15 protein-coding genes are annotated in these 13,873 nt (G+C 58.2%); 5 read left to right on the top strand and 10 right to left on the bottom strand.

What is annotated here, in order from left to right:
* Positions 1 to 77: 77 nt before the first annotated feature.
* From E0F99_RS30395 to E0F99_RS08405, 4 genes are all read right to left on the bottom strand, one after another.
* The gene (locus tag E0F99_RS30395) at positions 78 to 1,202 is read right to left on the bottom strand and encodes a DUF1493 family protein (protein ID WP_232000114.1); all 1,125 of its coding nucleotides are present in this window, start codon (positions 1,200 to 1,202) and stop codon (positions 78 to 80) included.
* A 267-nt stretch (positions 1,203 to 1,469) separates the two neighbouring features.
* Positions 1,470 to 1,793, bottom strand: coding sequence for a hypothetical protein (locus E0F99_RS08395; protein WP_083355770.1), 324 nt, complete (start codon positions 1,791 to 1,793; stop codon positions 1,470 to 1,472).
* Positions 1,794 to 1,964: 171 nt separating this feature from the next.
* The gene (locus E0F99_RS08400) at positions 1,965 to 2,564 is read right to left on the bottom strand and encodes a Fic/DOC family protein (protein ID WP_083355769.1); all 600 of its coding nucleotides are present in this window, start codon (positions 2,562 to 2,564) and stop codon (positions 1,965 to 1,967) included.
* Entirely contained in the window at positions 2,564 to 2,734 is a 171-nt protein-coding gene (locus tag E0F99_RS08405) for a YhfG family protein (protein ID WP_096236773.1), read from the bottom strand. Before E0F99_RS08405 ends, E0F99_RS08400 begins: the two co-directional genes overlap by 1 nt.
* A 293-nt stretch (positions 2,735 to 3,027) precedes the next feature.
* On the opposite strand from E0F99_RS08405, the gene E0F99_RS08410 reads away from it, so the two are divergent.
* Positions 3,028 to 4,965, top strand: coding sequence for a RecQ family ATP-dependent DNA helicase (locus tag E0F99_RS08410; RefSeq protein WP_083355768.1), 1,938 nt, complete (start codon positions 3,028 to 3,030; stop codon positions 4,963 to 4,965).
* A 23-nt stretch (positions 4,966 to 4,988) separates the two neighbouring features.
* On the top strand, positions 4,989 to 5,420 hold the full coding sequence (locus E0F99_RS08415; RefSeq protein WP_083355767.1) for an acyl-CoA thioesterase: 432 nt from the start codon (positions 4,989 to 4,991) through the stop codon (positions 5,418 to 5,420).
* 141 nt (positions 5,421 to 5,561) lie between these two features.
* Here the strand turns inward: E0F99_RS08415 and E0F99_RS08420 are convergent, their stop codons facing one another.
* The 4 genes from E0F99_RS08420 to E0F99_RS08435 form a co-directional block, all read right to left on the bottom strand.
* On the bottom strand, positions 5,562 to 6,044 hold the full coding sequence (locus tag E0F99_RS08420) for a glycine zipper domain-containing protein (RefSeq protein WP_083355766.1): 483 nt from the start codon (positions 6,042 to 6,044) through the stop codon (positions 5,562 to 5,564).
* 291 nt (positions 6,045 to 6,335) lie between these two features.
* Positions 6,336 to 8,684, bottom strand: a complete 2,349-nt coding sequence (locus tag E0F99_RS08425; RefSeq protein ID WP_083355765.1) for an FdhF/YdeP family oxidoreductase — start codon at positions 8,682 to 8,684, stop codon at positions 6,336 to 6,338.
* A complete protein-coding gene (gene fdhD, locus E0F99_RS08430) occupies positions 8,681 to 9,520 on the bottom strand; it encodes a formate dehydrogenase accessory sulfurtransferase FdhD (RefSeq protein WP_083355764.1) in 840 nt (279 codons plus the stop codon). Before fdhD ends, E0F99_RS08425 begins: the two co-directional genes overlap by 4 nt.
* 97 nt (positions 9,521 to 9,617) lie before the next feature.
* Positions 9,618 to 10,505: a LysR family transcriptional regulator gene (locus E0F99_RS08435; RefSeq protein ID WP_083355763.1), complete on the bottom strand. Its 888-nt coding sequence runs from the start codon at positions 10,503 to 10,505 to the stop codon at positions 9,618 to 9,620.
* A gap of 130 nt (positions 10,506 to 10,635) precedes the next feature.
* Here E0F99_RS08435 and lysM point away from each other — a divergent pair, with 130 nt between their 5' ends.
* Entirely contained in the window at positions 10,636 to 11,076 is a 441-nt protein-coding gene (gene lysM, locus E0F99_RS08440; RefSeq protein ID WP_083355762.1) for a peptidoglycan-binding protein LysM, read from the top strand.
* 109 nt (positions 11,077 to 11,185) lie between these two features.
* On the opposite strand, the gene yrfG is transcribed toward lysM, so the two are convergent.
* Positions 11,186 to 11,848, bottom strand: coding sequence for a GMP/IMP nucleotidase (yrfG, locus tag E0F99_RS08445; RefSeq protein ID WP_083355761.1), 663 nt, complete (start codon positions 11,846 to 11,848; stop codon positions 11,186 to 11,188).
* An 87-nt stretch (positions 11,849 to 11,935) separates the two neighbouring features.
* Between yrfG and nudE the strand changes: the two genes are divergently transcribed.
* Complete coding sequence (nudE, locus tag E0F99_RS08450; protein WP_083355760.1) at positions 11,936 to 12,502, top strand: ADP compounds hydrolase NudE; 567 nt, start codon at positions 11,936 to 11,938, stop codon at positions 12,500 to 12,502.
* Positions 12,499 to 13,335, top strand: a complete 837-nt coding sequence (cysQ, locus tag E0F99_RS08455; RefSeq protein ID WP_083355759.1) for a 3'(2'),5'-bisphosphate nucleotidase CysQ — start codon at positions 12,499 to 12,501, stop codon at positions 13,333 to 13,335. The genes nudE and cysQ overlap by 4 nt, the downstream gene beginning before the upstream one ends.
* 66 nt (positions 13,336 to 13,401) lie before the next feature.
* On the opposite strand, the gene E0F99_RS08460 is transcribed toward cysQ, so the two are convergent.
* Positions 13,402 to 13,857 (bottom strand): thioesterase domain-containing protein, encoded by a 456-nt coding sequence (locus E0F99_RS08460; RefSeq protein WP_083355758.1) that lies wholly within the window; start codon positions 13,855 to 13,857, stop codon positions 13,402 to 13,404.
* Between the last annotated feature and the right edge of the window lie 16 nt (positions 13,858 to 13,873).

The following is a 13,873-nucleotide window of genomic DNA, read 5'->3' on the forward strand; positions in this document are numbered from 1 at the left end:
TCTCAGAATAGCGTCAGTGATTTGGTAATGCAGTACAAGGTAAAAACCGAAGAAACAGGCTATTTGCAGGACGATATTCATGACGCTTGAAATCTCCTTGCTTCGAGTGCCTGTGTGTTCCAGCGTTTGGCTTGGACGGCTTGGTAGAGCATGTCAATGGTGAGCGGGATTTTGCCTTTGCTGCCTCTGTCCACATGTCGCAAATACATGTCAAAGCCTCGACGCTTGAAATAGCGATTGCTCCTGTAGTCTCCGAACCTCATGCCGAAATCTTGCTTCAGTGCAGCCATCAATTTTCTAGCCTCAGAGCTGCTACATCCGAGGTCATGATTTATTGAAGTGCTGAGGCTGAGAGCTTGATGTTTGGGCAGGCCCACGTCTTCATTCACGAGCTGCAAAAGGTGAAGCATGACGGAGTCGTCGGGAAAGTCGGCTGCCAGGTTAAGTGTGGGGGCGACGAGCAATGGGTGAGAGGACCTGATTCGGCGATAGCGGTGCCGGTCTAGATATAGGCCCGAGCCTAACAGCATCGCACCTATAGGCACGCTTGGGAGTCGGACTTCATGGGCCCAGTAAGGGAGCCATATTGCGCAGGCCAGGCCTCCAGCGAACAGTAACAAACCGACATATTTTCTAAGGTTTTGGGACCTCATTTTGTTGTCCAGGACACCGCTCATCACGATAAAAATGATCCATTGGACGTATTCCATCACCGTCTCCCTCCTCCCTGAAATTGAATGACCATTGCAGCGCTTAGAGCGCTGAGGACCTATTCCTCCCTCTACCTGAGCTTCAATTCCGACGATCACATCACCTGCGTGATAATTGCGAATGATGTTTTTGGTGATTAGACCCACTGTGACGCTGACAACGCGTGCTACAGGTTTCGAAAGCGGGTGAATGGGAACGCTGAAGGCCCCAGCCAACAGTAAGATGACGATGGTCCCGCGCTCGTTGAGCAGATCAACTTGTTGTCGGCTCAGTGGTTTGGAGATCGCGACTGTCATCTTGCAAGGCAAATCACGGGCGAACATCTTTTCGTAGATATCCACCAGTCGATAGCGCACTTCGTTTGCCGAAGTACCAGCTTCTAACAAACAGAGGTTTGCCAAAGCGTGCTTGTGGGTGGGTAAAACGGTAAGGCGAATCACTGTGAAGGTGACGCCGTAGTGGCCGATGTATTGAGTCCTTTCGAGGTTCACGGATTTTTGCCGGGGCAGTTGAGAGGGCGCTAGTTTCGGTCATGCGAAGGGGGGTTATGTAGAGGGCAGAGCAAGTGTTTTAAGCAGTTTAGGAAGAGGACTACGCTGTATTTAGCGGTTTCCCACATGGCTTTCCGGCATTTTCGGTTTGACAGTGATTTTTTGGTCAACACCCATTCAATGTGGGAGTCGGGCTCGCCCGTGATTGCGGTGTGTCAGGTGCAGAAATATAGCCTGATATACCGCTATCGCAGGCAAGCCACAGGTTTAGCTCAGTGGCTGGCTTGGTTGTGGTGGGTTATCGGCTGCCGGTTGCAGTTGAACGTGTTGCGCGGCTTCCAGCAGATCACAGCCATCCTGCACGAGCAGGTACAAGGCGTTAATGATGTGGGAAATATCGTTGAGGTCAGCGTGTTCGTAGGTCAGGCAGGTGAAGGTTTCCAGTAAGTCGGTGGCAGCGCGGATGCGCTGGTGTGCGGCGCTCTGGATGTCTTCTGCTGTGGCTTCGGTGTCGATGACGAGAGAATGAGTGTCGGTGAAGTTGGTGCGTAGAAGGCGATAGCGATTGGCAGGGACATTGAACGTTGTCATAAAGGGCACTCCGAAAAAAATCAAAGAAATACGCCAAAAAAATTGGCACGTTTATCTCTGCTGTTGTTCGAGTGACCAAGCTCGGTCGCTGACTTGATAGCGACGGAGCGAACCTTATAAGTCCGTGTTATTTCGAGCCATAAACATATAGTTTAACCATTGGCGTTTCTATCAAGCACTGACTGGCCTGCTGATACACCGCTCAAAAATCGCCTCAAGCCCCCGATAATTACACGCCACCGCGTCAATGTTCGCCGGTATCCACGCCGCGTGTTTCACCAGCCACCAGTTCACCGAAAACCCGGCATTCACGATTATCTGTTCGAACAAAATCCGCTGCGCCCGGCCGTTGCCTTCGCGAAAGAGGTGTATGACGTTGAGGTCGCCATAAGCCTCGGCAATCAGGGGCACTAGCTCAGCCTGGGTCGCATCGACATACCAGTTCGCTTGTTCCATGTGCCGGATGATTTTCGCCGCTTCCGGCGGGATACGTTCCGGTGTGCAGAACAGGGTGTCGCCTTTCTGGATGTTGACGCTGCGCAGCTCCCCGGCCCAGTCGTAGATGTCGCCGAACAGGGTGCGGTGGATGTGTTGCAGTCGTGTGAGGTCGTAGGGCGGCGGATAGAGTGGGAGGCTGCCTAGAGCGATTTCGGATAGTTCGCGCTCGGCTTGATGTAGAAGTATTTCGTCGCGCAAATCGAGGCGGTTGCACAGGACGCCGCTACCGGGATAGCAGTACGGATCCTGGCCCACCCCGTATTTGTCGAGCATCAGTGCGGGGTTTTGCGGTACTTGGCAAGAACGGCTTCGCGGGTCGGCAGGGGTTTGTCGACGTCGGCCGGTTGAGTGTCGAACCCCTCCAGGCGCAGGCTTGCCAAGTAATTGGAACGGCGGATCTTGTGGTAGTGATCCTGTTTTTGCTCAAACGTCGGTTCGCTCATTGCAGCGTACTCCTGGGTCGCAAGGGTTGATTGTAGCGCAATGCTTCAGTTCGCAGGCGGGATAAAATCAAATGCGGAACCGCTGATTCTGCGCGTAACGCGGATTTGAAACGTAGCTCCACAATGGGTTTGCGGTGCTCCTGCAAAGCCGTGCGAAACATCCCACTCCGGCCCAAGGCCACTCCCCAGTCTGTGTATCATCCTGTCTCTTTTTTCCTTGCGACCTTTCTCGATTCGCTGAGCGTGCTGGGCTATGTTTTTGACTCTTTCAGCGGTCAATGGAGTGACAGTCTATGCACAGCACCCTCCAACAGATCTTTGGTTATCCACAGTTTCGTCTGGGCCAGGAAGCCGCGGTCAGCGCGGTGTTGGCCGGGCGTTCGGCCGCAGCCATTTTTCCCACCGGCTCGGGCAAGTCCCTGTGTTATCAGCTGTCGGCGGTACTGTTGCCGCACCTGACGCTGGTGGTGTCGCCGCTGTTGGCGTTGATGCAGGACCAACTGGGTTTCCTGCAGCGCCATGGCATTTCAGCCGGCAGTATCGATTCGGCGCAGAGCCGCGAGGACGCCAATGATGTGATGGCCCGTGCGCGTTCGGGCGAGCTGAAAATCCTGATGATTTCCGTGGAGCGCTTGAAGAACGAGCGCTTCCGTAATTTTTTGCAAAGCGTGCAGATTTCGCTGTTGGTGGTGGATGAAGCGCACTGTATTTCTGAGTGGGGCCACAACTTCCGCCCGGACTATTTGAAGCTGCCGGACTACCAGCGCCAGTTCAATATCCCACAAGCGCTGCTGCTGACGGCGACGGCCACGCCCAAGGTGATTGCCGACATGCAGGCGAAGTTCGCGATTGCGCCGGACGATGTCATCACCACGGGCTTCTACCGGCCCAACCTCAACTTGCTGGTGGAACCGGTGAGCGGCCACGACAAACGTCGGCGCCTGGTCGAATGGATGAATGAACGCGCCAACCAGCCGAGCATCGTCTACGTCACCCTGCAGAAAACTGCCGAGCAGATTGCCGAGCACCTGAACCGCAACGGCATTCAGGCCGAGGCTTATCACGCCGGTTTGCCCCACGATAAACGCGAGGGTATCCAGCAACGCTTTATGGGCGGGCGCTCCAATTGCATCGTTGCCACGATCGCGTTTGGCATGGGGATCGATAAAAGTGATATCCGCAATGTGGTGCACTTCGACCTGCCCAAATCCATTGAGAACTACAGCCAGGAGATCGGCCGCGCAGGACGTGATGGGCAGCCGTCCGACTGCTTGGTATTGGCCAACCGCGACAGCCTCAATGTGCTGGAAAATTTCGTGTACGGCGATACCCCGGAACAGCAGGGCATTCTTCGTGTCCTCACCGAGTTGCAGGCGGCGCGCAGTGATGGGCAGTGGGAATTCTTGCTGAGGTCGCTATCGGACCACAGCAACATCCGCGAGCTGCCGCTCAAGACGCTGTTGGTGCAGTTGGAGCTCAAGGGCGTGATTGCGCCGCGTTATGCGTTTTACGCCGAGTACCGCTTCAAATACCTGATTGAACCCGAGGCCTTGCTGGCGCGTTTTTCCGGCGAGAGACAGCAGTTTGTCGCAGCGATTATCCAAGTGTGCAATCGCGCCAGGACCTGGGCGACGGTGGATTTCGACGCGCTTTACCAGCAACACAATGCCGAACGCAGCCGCGTGGTGAAAGCCTTGGATTACTTCCAGGAACAGGGCTTGATTGAGCTGGAAAGCAAGCAGATGACGGAGGTCTACAGCCTGCTCAATACCGACTTTGATCCACAGGCGTTGAGCGTGCAGTTATACACAGGCTTCAAGCAGCACGAGGTGACGGAGGTGGCGCGCATACACGCCATGCTCGATCTGTTTGCTACCGAGCATTGCCTGGGTCAGCGCCTGGCCAAGTACTTTGGCGATGAAAACGCGCCGTTGCGTTGTGGGCATTGCTCGGTATGCCACGGCCACGTTGCGCATTTACCGCCTGCGCCGAGTCTGCCGCCGCTTGTGGATAAAAACTTCATGGGGCTGTGCGGTGATTTTATCCACAGGCATCATGAGTACACGGGGAGTTTGCCTGGCGCGGAGCGGCTGACGCGGTTCCTTGGTGGCATCAGCGTGCCGTTGTTTACCAAGTTGAAAGCGCGGGGTATTGCGGGTTTCGCTGCGCTGGAAGCCTACCCCTACGCCGAAGTGCGTGAGTGGGCCGAAGCCCATTTGAATGATCTGTAAGCCCACTTTCACGAGACTTGCCTATGCCTGACTCAATGCCTTTGCGCGCCGACTACCGTCACTTCCAGCCGATCATTACGCGTTGGCACGATAACGATGTGTACGGCCATGTGAATAACGTTACTTACTACAGCTTTTTCGACACAGCGGTGAATACCTACCTGATTGAAGAGGGCGGGTTGGATATTCATGACGGTGAAGTGGTGGGATTTGTGGTGAGTTCGGCGTGTGATTATTTCGCCTCGATCGCGTTTCCCGACCGCCTGGAAATCGGCCTGCGGGTCGGCAAGTTGGGTAACAGCTCGGTGCAGTATGAGTTGGCGGTGTTCAAGTCAGGCGAAGAGGACGCCTGCGCGGCGGGGCGCTTTGTGCATGTGTTTGTGGATCGGGCGACGAACCAACCCGTGACGATTCCTGGGAAGTTACGCGAGGCGTTGCAGCGGTTGGTGGTGTGACTCGCCATTTTGATCAGCGAAGATCAACTGTGGCTTGCCAGCGATAGCGATGGGTCAGGTTCAACTGTGGTTCCTGACAGTACGCCATCGCGGGCAAGCCCGGCTCCCACAGGGATTTGCCTCGTGCTTTAGACCGTTGCCTTACCGATGATTACGGTAGTGATGCTTGTTCTTGCGATGCCCATAGGCATGACCACGACCACGATGATCATCACGGTCATAACGGCGGTTATCCCGCCCACGATAACGGCGGTCGTCGTCATCGCTCTTGTTGCCCATGTAGTTGCCCAGCGCACCACCCGCGCCACCGCCGGCGGCTGCGCCGATCAGGCTGCCGGTGTTGCCGCCCATGCTGCGGCCTACCACATTGCCGCCTGCCGCGCCCAGGGCTCCGCCAATAGCGGCTTCGCCACGGCTGCGCTTGTCGGCGCCGACCGCACTACCGCCTGCGCCGCCCAAGGCTGCGCCGATGGCCGAACCGGTGTTGCCGCCCATCTGCTGGCCGACAACCGAACCTAAAACCCCGCCCAATGCGCCGCCCACACCGGCTTCGGTGGTGCCACCGGCCATGGCTGCGCCACTGACCAGGCCAAGGGACAACAAGAGAATCGAGGAGAACTTCATAGAGAGACCTCAAGAGGATGACGGCGCGATCCTGAGGTTGTATCGAGTCGCTGACAATCGAAAACCGACCGGTGGTACAGGTTGTATACAATTTTCTAACTTACTGTTTTATATAGGGAACTTAAGTGGTTTTTGCGAGTCTTTAGCTACTTGGGAAAGGCCGCTTTTATGCAAAAGCGGCCTTTTTTGTGCCTGGGATTTGCCATGTCGGCGAGCGGCTTTTGTGGCAAGCCTGCTCGCCACAATAATTCCCGGTGCCAAAACACGCCCGCTCACTACAACAACCCCCCGTCAGGCCGAACGCGCCATGATCAGGCCAGTCGCGCTCGCCGCTTCCAAACGAATCGCCACAAACTTAGATGTCGGCGTATGGCTGCCATCTCCGGTGCTTTCCAGCGGCACCAGCGGGTTCACTTCCGGGTAATAAGCCGCTGCCTGACCCGCCGGAATATCAAATGCCAGCAGGGTGAAGCCTTTCACGCGACGCTCACGGCCGTCTTCCCACAGCGAAACGATGTCAGCCTTTTGCCCCGGCTTGAAGCCCAAGCGGATGATGTCGGCTTCGTTGACGAACAGCACGTCACGCTGGCCTTTCACGCCACGGTAGCGGTCGTCCAGGCCATAAATGGTGGTGTTGTACTGATCGTGGGAGCGCATCGATTGCATGATCAGGTCCGGCACCCGGCCTGTGGCGTGGGTGCGTTCGTGGATCAGGTCTTTGGGCAGCACGTTCGGGCGGAAGTTGGCGCGGCCAGAAGGCGTGTTCCAACGGCGTGCACCGGCGGAGTTACCCAGGTAAAAACCGCCCGGGTGTTTGAGGCGTTCGTTGAAATCCTTGAAGCCTGGGATGGTGTCCGCGATCAGGTCACGGATACGGCTGTAGTCAGCCACTAGCCAGTTCCAGTCCACCGGTTTGCTACCCAGGGTCGCGGCGGCAATACCGGCGAGGATCGCAGGCTCGGATTTCATCAGCTTCGACAGCGGCTGCAACTGGCCATTGGAATCGTGAACCATGCTGAACGAGTCTTCCACCGTCACCGCTTGCGGGCCTTCGGCCTGTATGTCGATGTCGGTGCGGCCCAGGCATGGCAGGATCAGCGCGTCTTTGCCATGCATTAGGTGGCTGCGGTTGAGCTTGGTGCTGATCTGCACGGTCAGGTCGCAGTTGCGCAGCGCCTCGAAAGTGCGCGGGCTGTCTGGCGTAGCTTGGGCGAAGTTGCCGCCCAGGCCGATAAATACCTTGGAGCGGCCTTCGAGCATCGCGTGGATCGCTTCGACCACGTTATGGCCATTGTGGCGCGGCACCTGGAACTGGAAGCGACGTTCCAGTGAGTCGAGGAACGCCACCGGTGGACGTTCGTTGATGCCCATGGTGCGGTCGCCCTGCACGTTACTGTGGCCACGCACCGGGCACAGGCCGGCACCTGGGCGGCCGATGTTGCCGCGCAGCAGCATCAGGTTGGCGATTTCCTGGATGGTCGGCACTGAGTGGCGGTGCTGGGTGATGCCCATTGCCCAGCACATGATCACGTTCTTGCCTTTGGCGTACATGCGCGCCGCTTGCTCGATCTCAACCAGGCTAAGGCCGGACTGCTCGACGATTTCATCCCACGAGGTGTCATCGATCTGGCCGAGGTACTCAAGCACGTTAGTGGTGTGCTCGTTGAGGAAGTCGTGATCGAACACCGCTTCTTTGCCTTCGGCCTGGGCTTGGCGTTCCCACAGCAGCAGGAACTTGGCCATGCCGCGCAAGATGGCCATGTCGCCACCCAGCGCCGGGCGGAAGTAGGCAGTGTTGGTCGGCTTATCACCGTTGGTGAGCATTTCCAGCGGGTGTTGCGGATGCTGGAAGCGTTCCAGGCCACGTTCTTTCAGCGGGTTGATGCACACCACCTGGGCACCGCGTTTAACCGCCTCACGCAGTGGTTCGAGCATGCGCGGGTGGTTGGTGCCGGGGTTCTGGCCCCACACGAAAATCGCATCGGCATGTTCGAAGTCATCAAAGGTCACGGTGCCTTTGCCCACGCCCACGCTTTGCGCCAGGGCCACGCCGCTGGCTTCGTGGCACATGTTCGAGCAGTCCGGGAAGTTATTGGTGCCGTAGGCGCGTACGAACAGCTGATAGAGGTACGCCGCTTCGTTGCTGGCCCGGCCCGAGGTGTAGAACTCGGCCATGTCCGGGCTTGGCAGGGCGTTGAGGTGCTTGCCGACCAAGTCGAACGCCGCTTCCCAACTGATAGCCTTGTAGCGGTCAGTTTCGGCGTCATAGCGCATCGGTTCGGTCAGACGGCCTTGGTATTCCAGCCAATAGTCGCTTTGCTCCAGCAGCGCGGTGACGCTGTGTTTGGCAAAGAATGCAGCATCCACACGGCGTTTGGTCGCTTCCCAGTTAACGGCCTTGGCGCCGTTTTCGCAGAACTTGACCATGCCGCTTTCCGGCGAGTCGCCCCACGCACAGCCCGGGCAGTCGAAGCCGCCGTTCTGGTTGGTCTTGAGCATCATGCGCAGGTTTTTCATCGCGTTGTCGCTGGTCAGCCAGGCCTGCGCCACGCTGATCAGCGCGCCCCAGCCGCCGGCCGGGCCTTTATAGGGCTTGTAGCGCGGGGTTGGGGTTTGGTCGGCTTGGTGATGCATGCTCATGGCTGGTACTCCATCGCGGGGCTGTAGACCCGCGGCGCACTTTTCTGCGGCAGGTGGATGAGGTTGAGGTTGTGCCGGCGCGCCCATTGCAGGGCCAGGCCGGTGGGTGATGACAGGCTGACCAGGGTCTGGATGCCCGCGCGCAAAACTTTTTGAATCAATTCGAGGCTGCAGCGACTGGTGACAATCGCCAGGCCACCGTCGATCGGAATCTTTTGGCGGATCAGGGCGCCGATCAATTTATCCAGGGCGTTATGCCGGCCAATGTCTTCGCGGCCCATGAGCAATTCGCCCTGGTTATTCATAAATACCGCCGCATGCACCGCGCCGCTGTGCTGGCCCAAGGGCTGGAACGCGCTGATGCGTTGGCGCAGGCCGTCGAGCCATTCGGCGGGTGGCAAGGGCGCGCCCGGCAGCACTTGAAGGTCGGGCAAGGCTTGCTCTACCGCCTCCACACCGCACAAACCGCAGCCGCTAGTGCCGGCCAATTGGCGGCGCTGCTGCTTGAGGTTCCAGAAGGCACGGCTGGAAATCTGCACCTGGGCGTACTGGGCAGAACCCGAGCCGCTGAGTTTTAGATCATAGATGTCGCTAACGTCGGCGATAATGCCGCTACCGATGCTGAAGCCGACGATGAAGTCTTCCAGGTCCGTCGGCGTCACCAGCATGACGGCCTGGCTGATATCGTTATAAGCAATCGCCAACGCCACTTCTTCCGCCAACGCAGTGCTGGCGACTTCGGTGTGTTCGAGGTTGCAAAACTGGTAGCTCTGGCTGGCGGCGGGCGCGGGCGTTTCGAGGGAGGGTGCCGCGCAGACTGGGCGCTTGGCGTTCATGGGGCAGTACCACCGGCGGATTGATCAGTGTTCAGACTAGGCGCGACAAAGCGTCGCGTCTAATTGCCAGTACTGATCTACCGATAGATGACGTCGATCAAGGCTCTTGCTGCGATTTCTGAAACAGCGCAAAACAGGCTTCCGCCAGCGCTGAACGCGGCGCGCTACGACGCATGATCAGCCCAAGTCGGGCCAGCGTGTGAGCGTCTTCAATGGGTTGCAGGCGCAAATGCTCAGTGAGGGCGTCAAGGCCGCCGTCCAATGGCATTACGGCGCAACACAGTCCGCCGTGCACGGCTTGTAACAATTGATGCACCGCATCGGTTTGCAGCAAAAGCTGCGGGATGAGCCCCCGGCTGTGGAAGTTGTGGTCGATGGATTGGCGAAAGTGCATGCCGCTGGTGAGCATGCCCAGCGGCAGTTCGATCAGCGCTTCCCAGCTCAACGGCTTGTCGCCGAAGCTGAAAAAACGCTGGTCGTAGAGCAGGCCCATGCGGGTTTCGCCCAGCGCCAACGAGTCGAAGCGCTCGTTGTCCAGACGCTCCAGGTAGGACACCCCGAGGTCCAGGCGATTGCTCGCCAGCTGTTCGAGGATTTGTTCGGAGCTTAATGCCGAGAGTTCAAAGCGCAGGCTCGGGTGCTCTTTATGCAGCTGTTTCATCAGCGCCAAAGGATCGAAGCTCGACAGCGGCACCACGCCCAGGCGCAGCGTGCCGACCAAATTGCCGCGACAGGCCGCCGCTTCAGCCTGCAAGCCGTCATAGGCCGCCAGTACGGTGCGCGCCCACGCCAACACGCGTTCGCCCGGCGCGGTGAAGCCTTCGAAGCGCTGGCCACGATTGACCAACGGCAAGTCCAGCTCTTCTTCCAGGTTGCGCAGGCGCATCGACAAGGTGGGCTGGGTGATATGACAGCGCGCAGCCGCCTGGCCGAAGTGCCGGGTCTCGTCGAGGGCGATGAGGAATTTCAGCTGTTTGATGTCCATCTTCGCTCCGGGCGTATTCCAATGGCGGGGGATTCTAGCGCGTTTGGGTCTTTGGTCGGCCTGGAACCCAAGTCGGCAGGACTGGTCTAGTCTTGGGCATCTGGAACTTAAACCCCAAGGAGAGCGCACCATGAGTATTTTTAGCTTTGTTAAGGAAGCTGGCGAGAAGCTTATTGACCTGTTGACGCCGGGTAATGCCAACGCAAGTGATGAGTTGAAGAAGCACATCAGCGATGTCGGGCTTGGAAACCCGAATGTCACCGCCACCGTTGATGGCGACAAGGTCACCGTCAAGGGCGAAGTTGCCACCCAGGAAGAGAAAGAAAAAATCATCCTGGCCGCAGGCAATATTGCCGGTGTTGGCAGTGTAGATGACCAGATCACCGTGACTGGCCCGGCCGTGGCTGCTGCGCGTTTCGTGGTAGTGAAAAAAGGCGACACCCTTAGCGCGATTTCCCTGGCGGTGTACGGCAATGCCAATCAGTACAACAAAATCTTCGAGGCCAACAAGCCGATGCTTAAAGATGTGAACAAAATTTACCCCGGGCAAACCCTGCGTATTCCTGAGTAACACGCAGAACAAAAATGTGGGAACGGGCTTGCTCGCGAATACGGTAGATCAGTTAACCAATATATTGACTGATACTCCGCCTTCGCGAGCGAGCCCGCTCCCACATTGATTAGAGTCCGGCAATAAGATCCCGGTAATCATCCACCGCCGCAAATTCCGCTGTGTCCTTTGGCCCCTTCTTACTGTCCGGGTTTTTCACCGCCAGCAAATGCCCCACGCCAAAATCCCGGGCACTGCGCAAGATCGGCAAGGTGTCATCGATAAACAGGCTGCGGGCCGGGTCGAAGTGGATGTCGGCTTGCAGGGCTGCCCAGAACTGCGGGTCTTCCTTGGGGAAACCGTAGTCATGGGAGCTGATCAATCGCTGGAAATACGGCGCCAGTTCAATGCGTTCCAATTTCAATGACAGCGAATCACGATGAGCGTTGGTGATCAGAACCACGCGCTTGCCGGCCTGTTTGATCGCCGCCAGAAAGGTGTCCGCATCCGGGCGCAGGGCAATCAGGTGGGCAGTTTCCAACTTGAGTTCGCGCACCGGAATATTCAGCTCCGTGCTCCAGAAGTCCAGGCAATACCATTGCAACTGTCCGGCGTTACGCTCGAACAGCGGCTGCAATTCCATTTGCGCCAAGGCGCGGCTCACCCCGTGCAGCTCGGCGTAGCGCTGGGGCAGGTGCTCCATCCAGAAGTGGTTGTCGAAATGCAGGTCGAGCAAGGTGCCATCCATGTCCAGCAAGACAGTGTCGATGGCGTGCCAGTTCAAAGCGGGCATGGGGCGTTCTCATGTAAGTAAAGATATCCGACACAGACAATCGGAAAAGCCACGGTATAGTAACCCGATCACGCCAAGGAGCCGCTTATGCGCCAGAAACCCACCGTCCTCGCCCGCGAAATAGTCGCCAGTAGCCGTTTGTTCCGCGTGGAGGAAGTGCAATTGCGCTTTTCCAATGGCGTTGAACGGACCTACGAGCGCCTGGTAGGCCGCGGTGCCGGCTACGGCGCGGTGATGATCGTGGCGATGATTGATGAGGACCACGCGTTGCTGGTTGAAGAATATTGCGGCGGCACCGACGAATATGAGTTGTCGTTGCCCAAGGGGCTGATCGAGCCCGGCGAAGACGTGCTGGCGGCCGCCGACCGTGAACTCAAGGAAGAAGCCGGTTATGGCGCGCGCCAGTTGGAACACATTACCGAGCTGTCGTTGTCGCCGGGCTACATGAGCCAGAAGATCCAGGTGGTGCTGGCCACCGACCTGTACGAAGAACGCCTGGAGGGTGATGAGCCTGAGCCAATGCGTGTAGAGAGGGTCAGCCTGCGTGAGCTGTCCCAACTGGCGCAAAACGAGCAGTTCAGCGAAGGCCGTGCCTTGGCCGCACTGTATCTGGTACGAGACCTGTTGACCCAGCGTGGAGCGTTTAGCGCATGAGCGAACTGTTTTTAGGCCACCCGTTTATTGCCCCTGTGATTGAGTTGGCGCGTCAGGCCGGTGAAGTGATCCTGCCGTATTGGCGCGCCGATGTGGTGGTCACCTCCAAGGCTGATGATTCGCCGGTGACGGCGGCGGACCTGGCCGCTCACCACCTGATTCTGGCGGGCCTCACCGCCCTCGATCCGAGCATTCCGGTGCTGTCCGAAGAGGACGCGGGTATCGACCAGAGTGTGCGCGCAGGCTGGCAGCGCTGGTGGTTGGTGGACCCGTTGGATGGCACCAAAGAGTTCATCGCCGGCAGCGAGGAGTTCACCGTCAACATCGCCCTGATCGAGCAAGGCCGCGTGGTGTTCGGTGTGGTGTCGATGCCGACCAGTGGCCGCTGCTACTTCGGTGGCGCGGGCCTGGGGGCCTGGCGCTCCGATGTGAATGAAGCGCCCAAGCAGATTCAAGTGCGTCAAACCCCGGCAGCGGGCGAGGCCTTTACCGTGGTGGCCAGCCGTCGCCATACCAGCCCGGAACAGGAACGCCTGCTCGACGGTTTGAGCGAAGGTCTGGGGGAGTTGAAGCTGGCTAACATCGGCAGCTCGCTCAAATTCTGCCTGTTGGCCGAGGGCAGTGCTGATTGCTACCCAAGATTGGCGCCGACTTCGCAGTGGGACACGGCTGCGGCCCAGGGTGTGTTGGAAGGCGCGGGTGGTGAGGTGTTGGAGTTGAGTGGTAAACCGTTCAGCTATCCGGCGCGGGAATCATTGTTGAACCCGTTCTTTTTGGCCTTGCCGGCGAAGGCCGCGTGGCGCGAGCGATTGCTGGCCCTGGCTCGTTCTTAAGGCCTGAACAAATCAAAATGTGGGAGGGAGCAAGCGCCTTCCCACATTTATTTTGTGTTGTGGCGCTTAGCGGTGCAGGACGTACTGGCCAGTAAAGGCCACCGCCCGCTCCTCACCGCCCTCATTCACAATCCACGTCTCCAGCGTCAATCGCGCCCGGCCGTAACGCTTGTACGTCGCCACAAAGCGCTTCCACACCTTGTCCTCTGGCGCCTGGCACACCACGGTGGCATCCCGCGTCACCGGCAGCGGATAACTGATCTGCCCTTCCTGAATCACGATATGCCCGTCTTCAATACCTGCTTCGCGCAATTGCAGGTGCAGCCAACCCCAGCCCGCCAGCACTGCGCCGCAATAGAGGCTGCCGCCAAACATCGTGCTCTTGTGATTGATATTGGCTTGCAAGGGCAGGTGCAGCTGCAGTTGGCCGTGTTGCCAGTCGAGCACCTTGAGGCCCATTTCCCGCGTGAGGGGGATGTCGTGGTGAAGGATGGATTCCAGGTAACGGCTGTCGCGGCTCATGGTGGCCTCTTGGCGG

Origin of the sequence: Pseudomonas antarctica (genome assembly GCF_900624995.1) — a bacterium.
GTDB classification, from domain to species: domain Bacteria; phylum Pseudomonadota; class Gammaproteobacteria; order Pseudomonadales; family Pseudomonadaceae; genus Aquipseudomonas; species Aquipseudomonas antarctica.